Raw genomic sequence first — 15,944 nt, 5'->3', positions numbered from 1 at the left:
GACATCGATGTCATTTTAATTAAAAAAACACAACGTAGCTCTAATGCGTTGTTACTCGATAAATTTATTGGTGATTAAATCTTAAGAATTGATTGCCGCCAAATAACAGGACTATCAACGATGGTTATTGCTGAGTTTGGTGCTTTTTGGTCTTTACCATCAATCAACTTTAAAAGTTGTCGTGCCGCTTCTTGCCCAATTTCTTGATAAGGCAGATGTACCGTGGTTAATGCAGGGTACAAACCTTCTGTAATTGCAAGATAGTTATCATAACCAGCAATGGATATTTGCTCGGGTATACGGATACCTTTGACTCTTAAAATGCCATAAAGTTTGAGTGCCATTTTGTCGTTACCACAACAAATAGCTGTAGGCGGACAGGCCAATGAAAGCAAGTGGTCAATCGCGTCGATGATCAATTTTTCGTTGTCTAGTAGATCTAGTGTGTCTGCACGTAAAACTAACTCAGGATCGTACGCAATGTCGTTTTCATGTAAGGCCTGTTGGTATCCTTTGAGTCGTTGATGCGTTGCGACCATGGATGGGTCTAAGGTCAAGTATGCAATTCTGGAGTGACCTTCTTTTATGATTTTATCCACTAAAGATTTTTGACCCATTTGGTCATTTGGAACCACGGATGTTGTTTGGTTTGTATCAAAGCAGTTTGCTAGTACAGTGTGGATGCTTTTACTAGCGATAGGTAAATCTATTTGTTTATGATAATTCGCAACATAAATAAGCCCTTCAACACGATGTTCTTGAAATGTCCGAATTAAATGAGACACAGACGCAGCAGAATCTCCCGTATCGGCGATTAATAACGTTTTACCAGAGGCTTGCATGACTTTTTGGATACCCTGAACAATAAATAAATCGGGTAAACCTGTTGGGGCATTGGATGTATCAGAAAAATGAGAAATGGCGCCTGTGACCAATCCGATAAGCCCAGATTTGTTTGATCGCATAGATCTCGCTGCAGTACTAGGAACGTAGCCAAGAGATGCAATGGCTGCTTCTACCTTCTTACGAGTCTTTTCTCCGACAGGAACATCATTATTTAGTACTCGAGAAACCGTTTTTGGAGAGACTCCTGCTGCTTGTGCGACATTGTAAATGGTCGTCATTTTTATTCTGTTCTCATTTTTGACATCGGTGTCATTTTATTTAAAAATATAAGTATGTCAAGGCTAAAAAGAGAATAAAAGATTGACCCTATTGCAGTATTGTAATGTCAACTTACTAGAACTACTACCAACTAGTCGATAACTCTCAAATGAAAAATTCAAACATTTATGCAGTTTGTACTTACCATCGTTTCACATTGAGCTTTAGGGATGACGAAGAGTTAATTGCATATTCGAAGTATTACTAAAAGTTACGAAACCATTTGTTAATGATGCAGAAGGTTGGGTCTAAGGAACATGCGATCAAGTCGAACTGCGCGCCTTAAAATTCTGAAAAGCCCAATGGCAGTCAGTAAAGAGGCTGGTTTATAACTTTTCTACCACTAAACAAGATAATTGAACCTTGTTTAGTGGTTTTTAAATATATTAACCCCTGCGTCTCGGATCATCTGGTCAACTCTAAACTCGTTGGCAAGAGCAAACAGCATGGCGGGCTTACAGTTATTTTTAGCTAACCCATGATAAATAGCTTTTCTAAAACTAAACTGACAGTTGATGATTCTAAAGGGATGTTCGACTTTTGCGCGGAATCTCTGCAATCAACCAGTCTGCTCTGACACCTTTTAACTCTTCTCGCTTTTGAGCGCCACGACAGCCAGAATCCGCCGAGACAAAACACGCTTCGCCATGAAGAAGGTTCGCTGTTTCCGTGATGTCATGAACGTTGGCCGCCGTTGCACTCACGCTGTGAGTTAACCCCGTTCTAGCGTCAACACCAATATGGGCTTTTAAGCCAAAGAACCACTGTTTTCCTTTCTGGGTTTGATGCATCTCAGTGTCTCTTTCTTTGGCTTTATTCTTCGTTGAGCTGGCCGCTTCAATAATAGTCGCGTCCACAATAGAGCCTTCTTTGAGATAAATACCTGCGTCAGACAGCCATCTATTCACTTCTTTAAAAAGCTGGCGCGAGAGTGTGTGTTTCTCTAATAAGTGTCTGAAATTCATGATGGTAGTGTGATCAGGTATTGGGTTATCTAACAATAAGTCAGCAAATAAACGCATGGAAGTGATCTCATGCAAGGAATCCTTCATCGCTGGATCACTCATGTTGTACCAATGTTACATGCAGTGAATGCGGAACATGGTTGATAGCGGATAAGGTCTTCTGCCATTCCCTCGTTTAGGATAAAACGGCTCAATAACCGCTTCTAGTTGATCCCAAGGCATCAACTCATTCATGCGAGCAAGGAAAAATTCCTCACGTATTTAACCGCGTTTGTTTTTATATTCGCTGTCGGCAAAGGTAAGTTGGTGTGACATGGTTGAGGCTCGAAGATTTAAAAAGAGATTGCCTAATGAGAGGGACCTATTCGCATGTTGACTTGCTCTGGGTATAAGCCCTTAGCTCGGCTAATATTCACTTAACTCGACTTTCGATAGTGCAGCGGCTTCCAATACAACTGAAAACTTTTCATCACTTTACCACTTATCCGATGAACTTACTTTTGACACGCCTAACCCTGAATATTGAATTGCTTTTGCCAACTATACAGGGTTGAGAGGTTAATGCCATCTTGCTCAGTAAACTTGCGAACCGACAAACCTTAACCGCAGTCACTAAAGTAGTATGATCTTTTGAAATAATGGCATTCTCTATAATATTTTTACTCACATACATCGGAGCAGTGCCGACTATCGGGTTGCTAACTCCATCAGCACTCTTCATACCACCTGCAGAACAACCAACAAGAGTTACGGTAGTAATCGCAGAAACAAGATTTAACAATTTCATTGTTTTTCTCCAATTTAATTAACCATGACAATTCGCCATGGTTATAAAGAGATACGGAGATAATTAAAAAAATTAAACAGCAAATCAAAGTGCCTCAAAGTCAGGTTTAACAGGACTCCCTGACAAAATTCCGGCTTCACGACCCCTCATCCATTCTTTTATTTCATTAATGCTTGGATTTTTTGTTTCAATAAACTCAATGCACCACTTCATTTCTTGGATCAAGATATCCTTAGGGACATTTTCAAAAGATCTTTTAGGTTCATCCCATCTAGGCCCTCCCAAATAAACTGCCGCAAACATAACTTTAGCTTTGATTTCAGGCGTGCCATTCACCCTTAAACTGTTATAAAACATACGATGCACTTGCTCCCAAGGAAGAGAGTGATACTGCGGAATACTTTCATTACCGGCACCGCAGTAAGCATCATGTAGGACCGCGGCATTTACAAAACTTGGATCATCCCGCTCACCAATTAGAGGTATGAATATATCGGGGATAGAAGCACCATCTGTGAAGGTTTTCTCAGGTGCTACCCATGATCGTCCTTGAGAGTCTACAAAACCAATTTCATTTACCACTTGGCGGTATGGAGTCGACTGTTGTGGTAAAACCACACTTATCTCACTTAAAATCACTGGGCTATTTATAAAAAAACAAGTAGTTTCTTTCACTCCAGCAACACAATCGACCGATTCACCAGAGACGCTTATTTCTAAGGGTTTAGGTACTACAATTTTAATAAAAAGAGCCAACAAACATAAAAGAATTAGTACGATAAGATTTTTTTTACTTCGAGGTAAAAACACAAAACACTTCATATTACCTTCTTAGATTTCAAGAATAACCGACACATTTACTATAAATAAGAAAGCCAGTTTCCTATAGGTTTCGAGCTCTCATACAATCCGCCAAGGTCGTCCAATGATGAACAAGCAATAGAAGCAACAGACGCTAAAAGAACGATACCAGATTGAAGGTCTAATGAACATGTGAATAAATCCCTCTCATGAGGTAATTCATTTTCAACTTACGAGCTTGCTCATGTCACATCAACTCACTTTTGTCGACAGCGAATTTAACAACAAGCGTAGTAAAACACGCAAAGAAATTTTTTTGACTCGTATGGACGAACTGATTTCGTGGGATCAGCTTGAAGCAGTGAATAAACCCTTCTATCCAAATGCCGTAAAAGGGAGAAGACCGTATCCGATATCCACCATATACCGCATTCATTACTTGCAACATTGATACAGCATGAATGACCTCGCCATGGACGATGCGCTTTATGAAATCAAGTAAATGAGTTTGTTTGCCCGATTGTCGTTAGACAATGCAATCCCTGACTACACGACTATCATGAATTCTAGGCACCTATTGGAAAAGCAAAAGCTCTCTCGTCAGTTGAGCAAAGAGGTGAGCCAATAGTTATCCAGTGCGTGGATTTACTTAAAAGAAGAGAAGACAGTTTATACCATCATTATTGAAGCCGCCGTCTCTACGAAGAACTAAGGCGAAAGCACGCGACCCTGAGATCCGCCAGACCAAAAAGTAAGCAGTGGCTCTTTGAGTTTATTGGCGTATACGCTAGAACTGACCTGACGCATAGCCTAAGTACAACGGCCATTAACGCACATGTCATCACATAAACAGAAAATCAGCTTCATGGTGAGGATAGTTTTATCTCGGCGTATCACATGGCAATGAACTACTTTATATAACGTATTCAATGCCTTAGTAAACACACATCCTTTGAATCAAAGCAATATAAGGCAATAAAACTCTATATCAGGAGATTTTGGCCCATTTTGATCCCATCTTGGCCCATGACCTCTATCCTTCGAATCAAAGCATCTCAAATTAGCCCATACCTTAAAGGAAAAAAACACATAAATGCATGACTTCAATTGCTTTGAATCAAAGCATGCTTTTGGACATTTTTGTTACTTTGATTCGTAGTAAAATTAAATTTCAGTGGGTTTAAAGCCTTCTCGGCACTATAAAAGGTCTACAAAAAATAACCTATAAAGTATTATTTTGTAGACCAATTCATAAAATAATTTGCTCAAGACCACCCTGCTTTCACGCTCAATTTTCCTCTATAGCAACTTTCACCAACTTAGTCTTCATAAAGGTGGTGATGAGATTATCCGCAACATTCAAATCACACCATGATTTGAATAGGTAGGCTATTTGAATTATCAACGGCTATCTCAATGCCACTTACACTAATCATTAAGCCCGAAAAAAGAAACCCTTTAGTTGCCTTAAGCTAAAATAGCAACTAATATGTTTCTAAATATTAAAAAGCAACTTATTAGTTTCCTTATGATGAATCTACTACAGCAAATCAAAAATCGCCGTTTAGTACTGAAACTCAAGCAGAATGACATGCTAATGCGTATTGGCATTTCTAGGCAGCAGTACCAACGGCTTGAAGCAAAAGGCAACCCAAGACTTGATACTCTTGAGCTGATTGCTAAGGGCCTAAATAGCGAGGTCATGCTGATTCCAAAAGAAAAGCTGAATGCTGTTTTAGCGGTTCTTGAAAATGATGGTAACAACACATCTTTACCGCACAAACAGCCTGATCATTCTGATGAACAAAAAAAACTATCGGATGATCCATGGAAAGGATTACTAGAAGATGGAGACGAAAGTGACAACGGAAATTAGTGTTCTTAAGTTGACGTTACATGGCCATCTAGTGGGATATTTGGCAGGCGCAAAGAATGGACGTAATGTTCTTCATTTTGCTGAAAGCTTTCAATCTAATATAGCGCGCCCCACTTTTAGCTTAACTACACATCCAAATTTTCCACGTTCCGATAAAATGCTATCTGAGCCATGGGCGACAAACCAACGCCTGCATCCTATTTTGTCAAATCTATTGCCTGAAGGTTCATTGCGAGAACTGATCGCTCAAGGGCTCAAAACCCATGTTGATAATGAGTTCCATATTTTGTCTTATCTGGGTATGGATTTACCGGGTGCATTAGTCGCTGAATCTATGGAGCCAGAAGATGTTCCTCTACATTTATTCTCATCTCATGGCCAAGTAAAAGCGGTTAAAGTCGACAAACTCAGCCAAGAAAACAAATTCTCCTTGGCAGGCGTTCAGATGAAGTTTTCCATGAAGGAAAAAGACGGTCGATATAATCTTTCGAAAGATAATGTGCTGGGTGATTGGATTGTGAAAACACCGTCTACTAAACATAAAGAAGTGCCCACCAACGAGTTCACAGCCATGACTCTCGCTTCCCTCATTGGCGTAGATATTCCTGAAATAAAATTGGTCGAGATAGACCAGTTAGACAACCTTCCTCAAATCAATCTTCCTGATGAAAAATTGGCCTTCGCTATAAAGCGATTTGATCGACGTGACGACCAACGTATTCACATGGAAGACTTTGCTCAAGTTCTTGTGAAGTACCCACATGAAAAATACAGTTCAGGCAACTACGAACAAATAGCAAAAATCTTGTATCAGTTTTCTGGTGATGGTCTAAATGACGCCCAACAACTTGCCCGTCGTTTACTCGCCAACATCCTATTAGCAAACGGCGACGCCCATTTGAAAAACTGGAGCTTACTCTATTCAGACCAAGTCACACCCAGACTCTCGCCTGCTTACGACATAGTCACCACCAGTGTTTATATTGAAAACGAACAGCACTTCGCTCTTAACCTTGCAAAGACGAAGGCTTGGTATGATGTCTCATATAAACACTTTGAAGATTGGGCAACTAAATCAGATATTCCATGGCGAGCGATCAAACCGCACCTGGACGATGCGATGGAAAAAGCCAGAAGCCTTTGGCCAAACGCGCTGAAAGACCTACCCATGAATGAAGAACACAAACAACAGCTAAGAGCGCATTGGCAAAGGCTCCATGAGAATTTTCGGGTTTAATACTGTATAGCGAAGTCTGGCAAGTCCAGTTTTAGATGCATACAATATCGACATTAATGTGCTTGATTTCAACCCTCAAGGTCAGCAGATTATCATTGGGGATTTTGAAGAGCTGAAGCCATATTTGTTTTTTAGGTGCGCGTGAATACTTTCAAAAAGCATACAACGCACCTTTGTAGTTCAACATAAAACTATATGGGCTCAGCAGCACTCTTGAATCGCTGCTGAGAATTTAACCGGTAATAATTATACCATTCCACAAAAGCGGCAACCCCCTCAGTGAATGGTACTTGTGGTGAAAAGCCAATCTCGTCAAAAAGCTCCTTTGCATCAGAGTATGTCATGTTAACTTCCCCTACCTGCATTGGCTTCAGTTGCCTTATCGCCCGCACTCCCAATTTACATTCTAACAAATCGATCATTTTTGTGAGTTTAACTGGAGCTCCGCTGCCGACATTAAAAATTTGATACGGCGCTGAGCTCTGTGCAATGGTTTTGTTAGCTTTTGTCCACTCTTGATTTTTATTGGGAATTTTCTTCGTTATTCGAACCACTGCTTCTACAACGTCATCAATATAAGTAAAGTCCCGGTATAGTTCTCCGTTATTGAAAACATCTATCGTCCTTTTTTCAATCATTGCCTCTGTAAACTTATAGAAGGCCATATCAGGTCGACTCCAGGGGCCGTAAACACTGAAGAAGCGTAACCCTGTCGTTGGTAACCCATACATCTGAGAGTAACTATGAGCCATTAACTCATTTGCCTTTTTAGTTGCAGCATAAAGAGAAACTGGATGATCCACATTGTCATTTACTGAAAATGGAATTTTATCGTTTAAGCCATACACTGAGCTTGATGACGCGTAGACTAGGTGTTTAATTTTAAAACAACGACACGCCTCTAGGACTGAGAGAAAGCCCATTAAATTACTCTCTCCATAGACCATAGGATCTTCAGAGGAGTAACGTACACCAGCCTGCCCCGCTAAATGAATTACGCAATCAAATTGCTCCTCATCAAATAGACGAGTTAATTCATCTGAGTTTTCGACACTCATATAGTGAAATTTGAATCCTACATCTCCAACCCATTCCAACCTCGCTTTTTTAAGATCAACATCGTAATAGTCATTGAGATTGTCAACGCCAACCACATCGTATCCATCAGCACAAAGCCTACGACAAATATGGCTACCGATAAAACCGGCAGCACCTGTTACAAGTGTTTTCATAGCCTTCCTGTGCTTAATAATAATCAAATCAAGAGTACAAATGTTAACCAAATATTCATAAATTTCAGTTATTTACTTCATATACTCATCAATTTGATTATTATGATCAAGTTAATAGTCAATCTAGGCAAGTCCAAATAATGAACAATGTCATTGTGCTTATCGCTACAACGCCGAGACTTTCACTACTTTCTCAGCATGCACTTCCTTCCATCATCAATCAAACATACCAACCTAAAGCCGTTGTGCTTGTATCAGATACACGCTCACTAGATCAGAATGAAATAGAAAACCTGCGCTCTGAACTCAAAAGTATCCCGCTGCATGTGTTAGTCAATTCACGTGCGTCAGGCGCAGCTGGCACTTGGAATACCGGTATCAACTATATCGCAGACAACTTTCCAAATAGCTACATCGCCATCATCGATGATGATGATATTTGGCTACCTGAACATCTATCTTCTTGCCTGCTTAGCACCAAAGGTGGAAAAGCAGATATCGTTCTGTCTGGTATAAATGTGAAGATTGAAAACAAAATGGTCGCTACCAATATTCCCAAAGATCTTAAGGTCAGTGACTTTCTAATTGGTAACCCAGGATGGCAAGGTTCAAATACTTTTATTAAGACCGAACTTGCTAGCAAAATTGATGGTTTCACTGACGGCTTAACCAGCGGAAATGATAAAGATTTTGCGATTCGAATTTTAGAGTCCAATTTGGCCACTATTCGTTATACCAACATAGCAACCGTAAATTGGATGTGTAATCAGTCACCCGATGCCCTTTCAGCCCCTGGCTCAAAACAGAAATTGCGCGGGTGTGCGCAGTTTCTAAAACTTCACGGAGAGAAAATGTCACAAAGTGAAATGGATATCTATTTCGAACGCGCCGCTGAACTATTTGCTCTTTCCAAGAGTGACATATTAGACGAGATAGAAAGATTGGAGAGTGCCAATGGCTGACTTTCAAACGCGCGCTCCTATTAAATACACTGAGATTTTGTGCGACCGAAACTTAAGCGTTGCGCACACTTCGTCACCAGAATTTGACACTGCTGAAGTGGTAGTAGCAATTACCCACAAAAACCAACCACAAAACCTCATTCGCGCCCTAAACAGCGCATTTAAACAGTCTCTTATTCAAAATCAGGTTGCGCGCATCGTAGTTCTGGATGATAGCTCTGACATAAGTTGGTCATCAGAAGCAAAGGCTTTGCTTCACCACCCAGCAGTTACCCTCTTGAATGCAGAGTGTGGTTCACCAGCTAGGGCACGAAACCTTCTCTTAGACTGGGCAGATACGCAACCATGTATACAATGGGTTGCAAGATTAGATGCTGACGATGAACTGTTTGCTAAAGACAGCCTACATGGACTTTGGAAAGCTGTTCGCAATACAGATAAAATAGCGGCTCTGGGAAGCAATAAGCTGAGAAAAGAAGGAGTGATTCTACAAAATGACAATATCGCAAACCCCAACGAGCTCTGTAACCATTCAAATTTAGCGTGTTTTATCGATAATTTTGCTTCAGCCAAACAACAACAAGAGCTTCCTTCCTGCAACTTATTGCTAAGGAGCAATATTGGTATCAGGTACCCAAACATTAGAAGCGCTGAAGACCACTGGTTGGTTACAAAACTGTTAATGCTAAATTCTTCTAAGGTAGCGGTTTGCTCTTTCCCAATTTATGCTATCTATTCTCTTGATGGAGAAGATACAAAGAAGAATAAATCTGACGAAATTTGGCTAGATCAGAGAAACAGACTTGCCTATGTGTCTAGAACATGGAGCACTCTACTATCTACCAATCGCCATCTGCTAGGTGTTGGTATGGAGGGGGCAGTTTGGCTGCAGCATAAACAAGTAGTTAAAGAATTCTACCCTTGGGCGATTTCGGATAACGAAATACGAAGCCTGGCAGCCTTACTCGCCGACAAAAATCTTCCAATTCCTACGGTAACTTGGAGAAAGTGTAATGGTATGTGGCAGTACCGAACCCCCTTCCAAAGTAAGGCCTTAACTAATGAGAAGCTAACCGAAGAATTGATTGTAGATTACCTTAAAAAACTGTATCGCGCTGGAGTTTGCACCCTCAACATTAAGAGAGATAATTTAATTATCACTCCAAAAGGAGACCTGCAATATATTGATATCGGTAAGGACATACAGCCTCTTACGTCTTCACACTTTCGAGATATGTGCGCCCGCCTTTATTCTATTGCAATACTAGAAAATACTGACGAAGAAATAGTCCGCAGGTTAAGTTGGCGAAGGCAAGATGATGCTTTGATGAAACTCCCTGGATTCGAGCAATTTTATCGTAAGTTAATCACAGAGCTTCACTCACAATGCACCGAACCTTGCCGTAACCTAACACCGACGGCCATGTGTAAGAGTGATTCTGTAACTCTAATGATCAAAGCCTGTGCACAAGATGCTGAACTACTTACTGACCAAGTACTGCATATCGTGACGCAGCTGCGCTACCCGGTTGATTTCGCGAAAATAATTCTTCTGATTGATCCTCATCAGGGGAAATTTTTACGCCAGTATTCGAATCCAAATCTAGCCTCCGTTATTGAGCAAGCCGAGAAGCTGAGAGACGATAGGTTAATTGACTCAGTGCTAGTTGCCCCTTCAAGCGCAAAGACCATCTATACAACGTATGAAAAATGGTTTACGCAACCAGATTGCGTAGAAACACATACTTCCCAAAATGCTCCCCTATTCCCTCAGATCTGGGGGTTTGATCAAGTTACAACTCAGTATGTACTACAGTGCGATTTAGACGTACTTATTGGCCGCCGCAATTGGCACCATGATTTTATCGCCGACATGATTAAGGCCTGTGAACCTGAGGATGTGCTTACAGTTGGTTTCAATATTCCCAAAAGCAGTTCTAGTTTTAACTCTTATAAAGGGGTTCCGGGTCAATTTGCTCCTGAGGTCCGTTTCGGACTATTAGATCTTGGTAGGGTTCATAGTCAACTCCCAATTGATAATCCCCTTGACGGAGGCAGGTTCACTTTAACCTGGCATCGTGCACTACAAAAAACAATGAAATGTAGAGGGCTTCGCGCTGTACGTGGTGGCGATCCACAAAGTTACTACGTTCATCCTCGAAATGAACACAAACACCTTCCAGAGCTTTCATTGGCAAGGGATTTGATCTCTCAGGGAATCGAACCAACAAGCCAGCATGAGGAATTCGATTGGGTACCCGGCAATCACTGGCAATATGAGCAAAGGCATGAAGCAATCGTTTTTTTATTGAAAGGTAGGTATACCGACCACGCCCTAATAAAACGTTGCCTAGACTCATTGCGAAACCAGACAAACCAAAGCTTTGGTATTATCCTAATTGACGATGCAAGTGGCGCCGTTCATAACTGGTGTTATCAAATGTTGTTGGATGAGCTGCAGGCCAAAACCACCCTAGTAAGGCGCAGTTCTAAAACCGGGAGAATGCCAAACTTCATACTGGCAATAAAAGAGATCTGCCAAGATCCTAACACCTTGGTTGCAGTGTTAGACCAGGATGACTGTTTAATGCAACCCAGCGTTGTTGATGCTTTATATGCAGCTAGAAAACAGGGTGCGGACTTAGTTCAGATGCCTATGTTCCGTCCTAATAAACCACTGCATTTATACCAGCCAGATTACCGCAATCCTCGGCTTGCAGCCGGTGCAAATGTATGGAGCCACCTAAGAGTATTCACTAAAGCATTGTTTGAACAAGTCCCCGAGGAGTACTACAAACATAAAGACAGCTCTGATTGGTTCGATTCTGCTACAGATTATTTAACCATGTTACCTATGGCGGAACTCGCGAAAGCTCCTATTTACCTAGATACAGGGTACTCCTATTGGCACATGCGTAAAAAGCTAGGCCGAGATGAAAAAGAGCACAACAACAAAATGGTCCAAGAAATCATTTCTATGCCTTCACTTTCTCGGAAAAAAGTAGAGCTTGTTGAGCCAACGCCAGATTTTTTTGAAGACGGTTTACTACAGTAGACAACTCGTTGTCGTAAAGCCACCAGTTTGGGGAGATGTGCCTCTCCCTTAAAACAAAAAATAGTGGTTCTAAAGTTTTTAAGCTCGAATAATCAATGTGTTCCAACCATGTAAAAGGTTTAACCTCGGATAGGTCTTTCAATAATTGAGTCGCTTCTTCTTTTGGTAAGCCTGGCAAAGATTGAAGGTTCGAACAGTGTCGAGTGATTGTTACGTCATTCGCTTTGTCATGACGTGCTAGCTTCATTTCATAGCCTGGCCAATTTATTTTCTCCATCCAACGAGAAGCGAGACGGCGTTCTCCCAGCCAGTTATGGTATGCCGCCGGCAGCGCTTTCCGTTTACAATATTCTAGAGGCCTCTCGAGTGAAGGCAGCAAAGTCATCCTACTAATATTTATCGTGACAGCAAATTCAAGCATCGTCTTGATAGTGAGCAAACCGAGAGAAGGCTTACAGCCCAGCTGACTTTCTAACTCCTTAGTATTTGTTTCTAGCTTTTTAGTAAATAGTTCACTTGGTACTTCGCCTTGAACAAGAAAGCCTTTCTCGATACCTGCTAACTTACTATTAGTTATCACCAATTCAGCGATTGAAGCGATGGTCAAAGGTTGATTAAATCGGATAACTTTCTCATGTTTTTTGATGACTAAGTCACCCGGACCATTGCCAATAATATGCCATTCATCCACTTTCTATACCTGTTGAAATCAAGCAAGATCTAAGACTTTCTATTGCTTTCCCAATCTTGATATATCTTCTTCCATGTTGCTGATGTGCGCTGCTCAAATATACTAGGACGTAATTTTGGTGGAACATAATGGCCATCTCGAAATCGTCCACATAAGCCACAATTACGCCCCATTAGATCACGCATTTCATCATCACTGGATGGTAAACGCTGCCGACCACCTTTTATGTTTAATACTCGGTCAATACCACCAGCAACCGCACAAGGGTAATAACCTTGAGGAGTAAGACCTAAACCGCAAGTCTTTGCGATATCACAGCCGTTCGAGAAGTCACTAAACTTGTGGTACCAACTATCAACCGGAGCTAGGTTAAAAGGACCAAAGTCTGGTTGAACGGAATCCGTTTTCGCGGAGTTTTCAACACACAACCACTCCGGGAGCATTGATATCACGTTGTTGACACGACGACCGTAGCCGTTAGTGACAAGCTGAATAGTCAAATCAGGATGAACCAGCTTTAGCCGATATAACTCTGTAAGAATCTCGTTGAACTGGGGGTGTAGTGTTGGCTCTCCACCTAACAAACGTATTTTCCGCCAATGCTTATTCTGGCTTAGGCTATCTTCAACAAACTGGGTTATTTCATCTAGCCCAATATGTGTTTTCGACGGGGCTTGAGCTGAAGAGCGATTGCAGTTATTGCACTTCAAGTTACACTGGTAGGTGATATCTATTTCTATCAAGTCGTCAGCAACCTGATATTGGAACCCCATTACCTTAGTTATCGGCTTCTGCACGCGAATCCATCGCCAAAAAGCTTTTAGCTTGAACCCAAACTTGACAATATGAAACCACTTCTGAGGATAGTCATGAGAGTACTTAAATGGTTCTTCATTGCGACGCAGCGCCACAAAAACCTCCCTTTTGATTTTGTTGTAAACGTCGTATTCAAGCCATATATCAACCTAATATAATGATATATCGTTCATTTTTAGTTTAAGATAAAATACTTGTTACATATTAGCAATTGTTGTTACATGACCTAATCAAAGTACTAAGTTACCACCCACTGAATCGCCACTAACTCAGTAGACACTTACAACCAAATGTCAGCCAAAACGCCATACCACACCCCAAGGGGTACGTAAGACCTAGATCAAGGTTTTGCTGTGGCATTCGGTACCAAACTTTACTAGTGCAGTGGTCAAGTAAACTTTGCCACCGCTTTATAATTCATCACTTACCTGCTGCATATGTTCACTCACTGAGCTTTTACTATAACGACAACCCTCAATATCAGCCTTAGCTTCTATTAAGGCAACCTCAAGCTCATACTCTCTAAACTTAGCGTATTTATGCAAATCCATCACAACATATGTATCTATACCTCGGACAGATATAATAACTTCTTCATCTTTTAACAAACCAGCTTCAACAGCAGACACACCCTTGGTTTTTAAATCATTAGCAGTAACAACAATCATAAGCTCACCTCTTTTCTTCTTATAATAGTACTATTAAAAGTACATCTGATAACTCTTGCGACGAGCAAAGAAGTAAATGGTTAGAGAGGGCGATAAAATCGGCTAAGTCGTAGAAAAGATAAACAGCTATAATTCAGAGACTCTAAGACTAAAATTATTTATAGATCAGAGCATAGCTAATACTGATCAGGTCTGAGCCCGTTACAAGAAAGAAATCCGACGTTCCATTTGTCATCATATCAACCCTTGATATCAGATAGGTAAACTACTCACTTAAACCACAATCCCATGGGCGATTTGCCCTAAAAGATCACTTACCCTCTTCATTCCTTCTTTGGTAACCATAATCGATTCTGGTGACTTACCACCTAGCGCTAGTGCAGGCGCTTTAATCCATAATTTCCATTTTTCTTCGTCACCAAACAGCTCTAGACCTAATTGATGAACCCTTTCATTCAACTCTCCCATTTCAGATGCTTCAATTACCTGTAAAAATGCAGCATAGGTGTCAGCAGGAACACAGTAAAAAACGGGGTTACCGTCCTTCATTACAGCAACTGTCGAACCTTTAGATTCACTCAAGACTCGAACAATATTTTTCTCAACGTCATTAATATCAATGCTCTTTTCTGCATATTTTTCTCGTTTAGCTCTCATATATCAGCCCAATATAAATGTGAAGTACTGCCTAACTAACTCTCGGAAACTGGGTCAATACTAGGCATTAGCTTTTCTATTAAGTTGTTTTTTTAACAAAATTTGATATTTCATGATTCTTCCATATAAAATCATGTATAACGGTTTATTTAACCTCTATAAGTTAGGAAACTCAAAAGCATAATAAAATGATCTTTTATTCAACCTAAAATCAAAAGGAAATAAATACAATCAATTCCACCTTAGCATTCTAAAATTTTATCATTGGCTTCATGGATTTCATAATAAAAACTCTATAATATAGATCATAATTAATAATCTGGTAACAGACATTGAATATAGACTATTTGAAAAACTCTCAGCCTATCTATAAAAATCTTTTAACACAGATTATTACCGGTTTAGATGGGTCTGGACTTATCTCTTATCGAGATGGAGTATTCATAGCATTCTCTGAAAAAACAGAAAAAACGAATTTCTTACGAGACATTTTAGTGCCGAATTGCTTAGATTTTGATTGGAATCCAATATATATAAACTTGAACGAAAGTGAATCAAATCCTTGCTTCGCTATTAGGTCGTCAATCGCTTTGGAAATAAATCGGAATATTAACAAGAAAATCGATGTGGGTACTGATTCTGTTAAATTGAAACGCTACAGAGAACTAGCAAAGAAGTTCTTACCGTCTGAACTCCATTCTCACATGACATTGTCGTGTACTCTGGAAATTCTGTATGAGTTAACTGAAAAAGTGACTGTTTTAATTGTTGATGAGGTAGTCAGTGCGCTAGCTACTGACGATGGAATATCATCACTACTAGCGTTAAAATCTGCTCGTGATGTATTAGGTACACAGAGCAATCGCCTGCGCATGGTGTATGCAGATACAGATCACGAAAAACTATCCTATCTGGTTCGTGACTCACAACAGGCGTTCTACTGCTCTAACCTAATTGTTGTTCCCTCGTAACCTAAACCTCTCCGATCAAAAACATTTTATAGTCAAAAACTGGGTGGTACAGCTGTACCACC

Annotated in this window: 13 protein-coding genes and 2 pseudogenes; 6 read left to right on the top strand and 9 right to left on the bottom strand. The window is 40.5% G+C overall.

Annotated elements, in window-relative coordinates; all coding sequences use genetic code 11:
- Positions 1-74: 74 nt before the first annotated feature.
- The 4 genes and pseudogenes from AC2A4J_RS08540 to AC2A4J_RS08525 all read right to left on the bottom strand — a co-directional run bounded on the left by AC2A4J_RS08540 (position 75) and on the right by AC2A4J_RS08525 (position 3,738).
- Positions 75-1,124 (bottom strand): LacI family DNA-binding transcriptional regulator, encoded by a 1,050-nt coding sequence (locus AC2A4J_RS08540; RefSeq protein ID WP_484175662.1) that lies wholly within the window; start codon positions 1,122-1,124, stop codon positions 75-77.
- Positions 1,125-1,531: 407 nt separating this feature from the next.
- Positions 1,532-2,363: pseudogene (locus AC2A4J_RS08535) on the bottom strand (IS5 family transposase).
- Positions 2,364-2,500: 137 nt separating this feature from the next.
- Positions 2,501-2,728: pseudogene (locus AC2A4J_RS08530) on the bottom strand (IS3 family transposase); the annotation flags it as partial.
- 272 nt (positions 2,729-3,000) lie between these two features.
- Positions 3,001-3,738 carry a DUF1353 domain-containing protein gene (locus AC2A4J_RS08525; RefSeq protein ID WP_484175661.1) on the bottom strand — a complete coding sequence of 246 codons (738 nt, stop codon included), beginning with the start codon at positions 3,736-3,738 and terminating at the stop codon, positions 3,001-3,003.
- 223 nt (positions 3,739-3,961) lie between these two features.
- On the opposite strand from AC2A4J_RS08525, the gene AC2A4J_RS08520 reads away from it, so the two are divergent.
- The 3 genes from AC2A4J_RS08520 to AC2A4J_RS08510 all read left to right on the top strand — a co-directional run bounded on the left by AC2A4J_RS08520 (position 3,962) and on the right by AC2A4J_RS08510 (position 6,830).
- The gene (locus AC2A4J_RS08520; protein ID WP_484175660.1) at positions 3,962-4,168 is read left to right on the top strand and encodes a transposase; all 207 of its coding nucleotides are present in this window, start codon (positions 3,962-3,964) and stop codon (positions 4,166-4,168) included.
- 1,077 nt (positions 4,169-5,245) lie between these two features.
- A complete protein-coding gene (locus AC2A4J_RS08515; protein ID WP_484175659.1) occupies positions 5,246-5,593 on the top strand; it encodes a helix-turn-helix domain-containing protein in 348 nt (115 codons plus the stop codon).
- Positions 5,577-6,830: a type II toxin-antitoxin system HipA family toxin gene (locus AC2A4J_RS08510; RefSeq protein WP_484175658.1), complete on the top strand. Its 1,254-nt coding sequence runs from the start codon at positions 5,577-5,579 to the stop codon at positions 6,828-6,830. Before AC2A4J_RS08515 ends, AC2A4J_RS08510 begins: the two co-directional genes overlap by 17 nt.
- A 191-nt stretch (positions 6,831-7,021) precedes the next feature.
- On the opposite strand, the gene AC2A4J_RS08505 is transcribed toward AC2A4J_RS08510, so the two are convergent.
- Positions 7,022-8,062: an NAD-dependent epimerase/dehydratase family protein gene (locus tag AC2A4J_RS08505; protein ID WP_484175657.1), complete on the bottom strand. Its 1,041-nt coding sequence runs from the start codon at positions 8,060-8,062 to the stop codon at positions 7,022-7,024.
- 140 nt (positions 8,063-8,202) lie between these two features.
- Between AC2A4J_RS08505 and AC2A4J_RS08500 the strand changes: the two genes are divergently transcribed.
- The gene (locus tag AC2A4J_RS08500) at positions 8,203-9,024 is read left to right on the top strand and encodes a glycosyltransferase (protein ID WP_484175656.1); all 822 of its coding nucleotides are present in this window, start codon (positions 8,203-8,205) and stop codon (positions 9,022-9,024) included.
- Positions 9,017-12,079: a glycosyltransferase family A protein gene (locus tag AC2A4J_RS08495; RefSeq protein WP_484175655.1), complete on the top strand. Its 3,063-nt coding sequence runs from the start codon at positions 9,017-9,019 to the stop codon at positions 12,077-12,079. Before AC2A4J_RS08500 ends, AC2A4J_RS08495 begins: the two co-directional genes overlap by 8 nt.
- Here AC2A4J_RS08495 and AC2A4J_RS08490 read toward each other — a convergent pair.
- The 4 genes from AC2A4J_RS08490 to AC2A4J_RS08475 all read right to left on the bottom strand — a co-directional run bounded on the left by AC2A4J_RS08490 (position 12,000) and on the right by AC2A4J_RS08475 (position 14,911).
- A complete protein-coding gene (locus AC2A4J_RS08490) occupies positions 12,000-12,770 on the bottom strand; it encodes a hypothetical protein (protein ID WP_484175654.1) in 771 nt (256 codons plus the stop codon). The two genes, AC2A4J_RS08495 and AC2A4J_RS08490, sit on opposite strands and share 80 nt — an antisense overlap.
- Positions 12,771-12,799: 29 nt before the next feature.
- The gene (locus tag AC2A4J_RS08485; protein ID WP_484175653.1) at positions 12,800-13,567 is read right to left on the bottom strand and encodes a radical SAM protein; all 768 of its coding nucleotides are present in this window, start codon (positions 13,565-13,567) and stop codon (positions 12,800-12,802) included.
- Positions 13,568-13,996: 429 nt separating this feature from the next.
- Positions 13,997-14,254 (bottom strand): type II toxin-antitoxin system Phd/YefM family antitoxin, encoded by a 258-nt coding sequence (locus AC2A4J_RS08480; protein ID WP_484175652.1) that lies wholly within the window; start codon positions 14,252-14,254, stop codon positions 13,997-13,999.
- 273 nt (positions 14,255-14,527) lie between these two features.
- On the bottom strand, positions 14,528-14,911 hold the full coding sequence (locus tag AC2A4J_RS08475; protein WP_484175651.1) for an antitoxin Xre/MbcA/ParS toxin-binding domain-containing protein: 384 nt from the start codon (positions 14,909-14,911) through the stop codon (positions 14,528-14,530).
- Between the two features lie 626 nt (positions 14,912-15,537).
- Between AC2A4J_RS08475 and AC2A4J_RS08470 the strand changes: the two genes are divergently transcribed.
- Entirely contained in the window at positions 15,538-15,882 is a 345-nt protein-coding gene (locus tag AC2A4J_RS08470) for a hypothetical protein (protein ID WP_484175650.1), read from the top strand.
- Positions 15,883-15,944: the final 62 nt, after the last annotated feature.

The sequence above is a fragment of the Marinomonas sp. ATLA20 genome (assembly GCF_057180105.1).
Note: the sequence above shows the minus strand (reverse complement) of the source record. Positions and strands in the feature narration are given on the sequence as shown.

Bases quoted from the DNA above. Each gene is read 5' to 3' on its own strand.
- AC2A4J_RS08525 (WP_484175661.1), bottom strand. From the start codon at position 3,738: ATGAAGTGTTTTGTGTTTTTACCTCGAAGTAAAAAAAATCTTATCGTA.
- AC2A4J_RS08475 (WP_484175651.1), bottom strand. From the start codon at position 14,911: ATGAGAGCTAAACGAGAAAAATATGCAGAAAAGAGCATTGATATTAAT.
- AC2A4J_RS08505 (WP_484175657.1), bottom strand. From the start codon at position 8,062: ATGAAAACACTTGTAACAGGTGCTGCCGGTTTTATCGGTAGCCATATT.
- AC2A4J_RS08495 (WP_484175655.1), top strand. From the start codon at position 9,017: ATGGCTGACTTTCAAACGCGCGCTCCTATTAAATACACTGAGATTTTG.
- AC2A4J_RS08500 (WP_484175656.1), top strand. From the start codon at position 8,203: ATGAACAATGTCATTGTGCTTATCGCTACAACGCCGAGACTTTCACTA.
- AC2A4J_RS08515 (WP_484175659.1), top strand. From the start codon at position 5,246: ATGATGAATCTACTACAGCAAATCAAAAATCGCCGTTTAGTACTGAAA.
- AC2A4J_RS08520 (WP_484175660.1), top strand. From the start codon at position 3,962: ATGTCACATCAACTCACTTTTGTCGACAGCGAATTTAACAACAAGCGT.
- AC2A4J_RS08540 (WP_484175662.1), bottom strand. From the start codon at position 1,124: ATGACGACCATTTACAATGTCGCACAAGCAGCAGGAGTCTCTCCAAAA.
- AC2A4J_RS08480 (WP_484175652.1), bottom strand. From the start codon at position 14,254: ATGATTGTTGTTACTGCTAATGATTTAAAAACCAAGGGTGTGTCTGCT.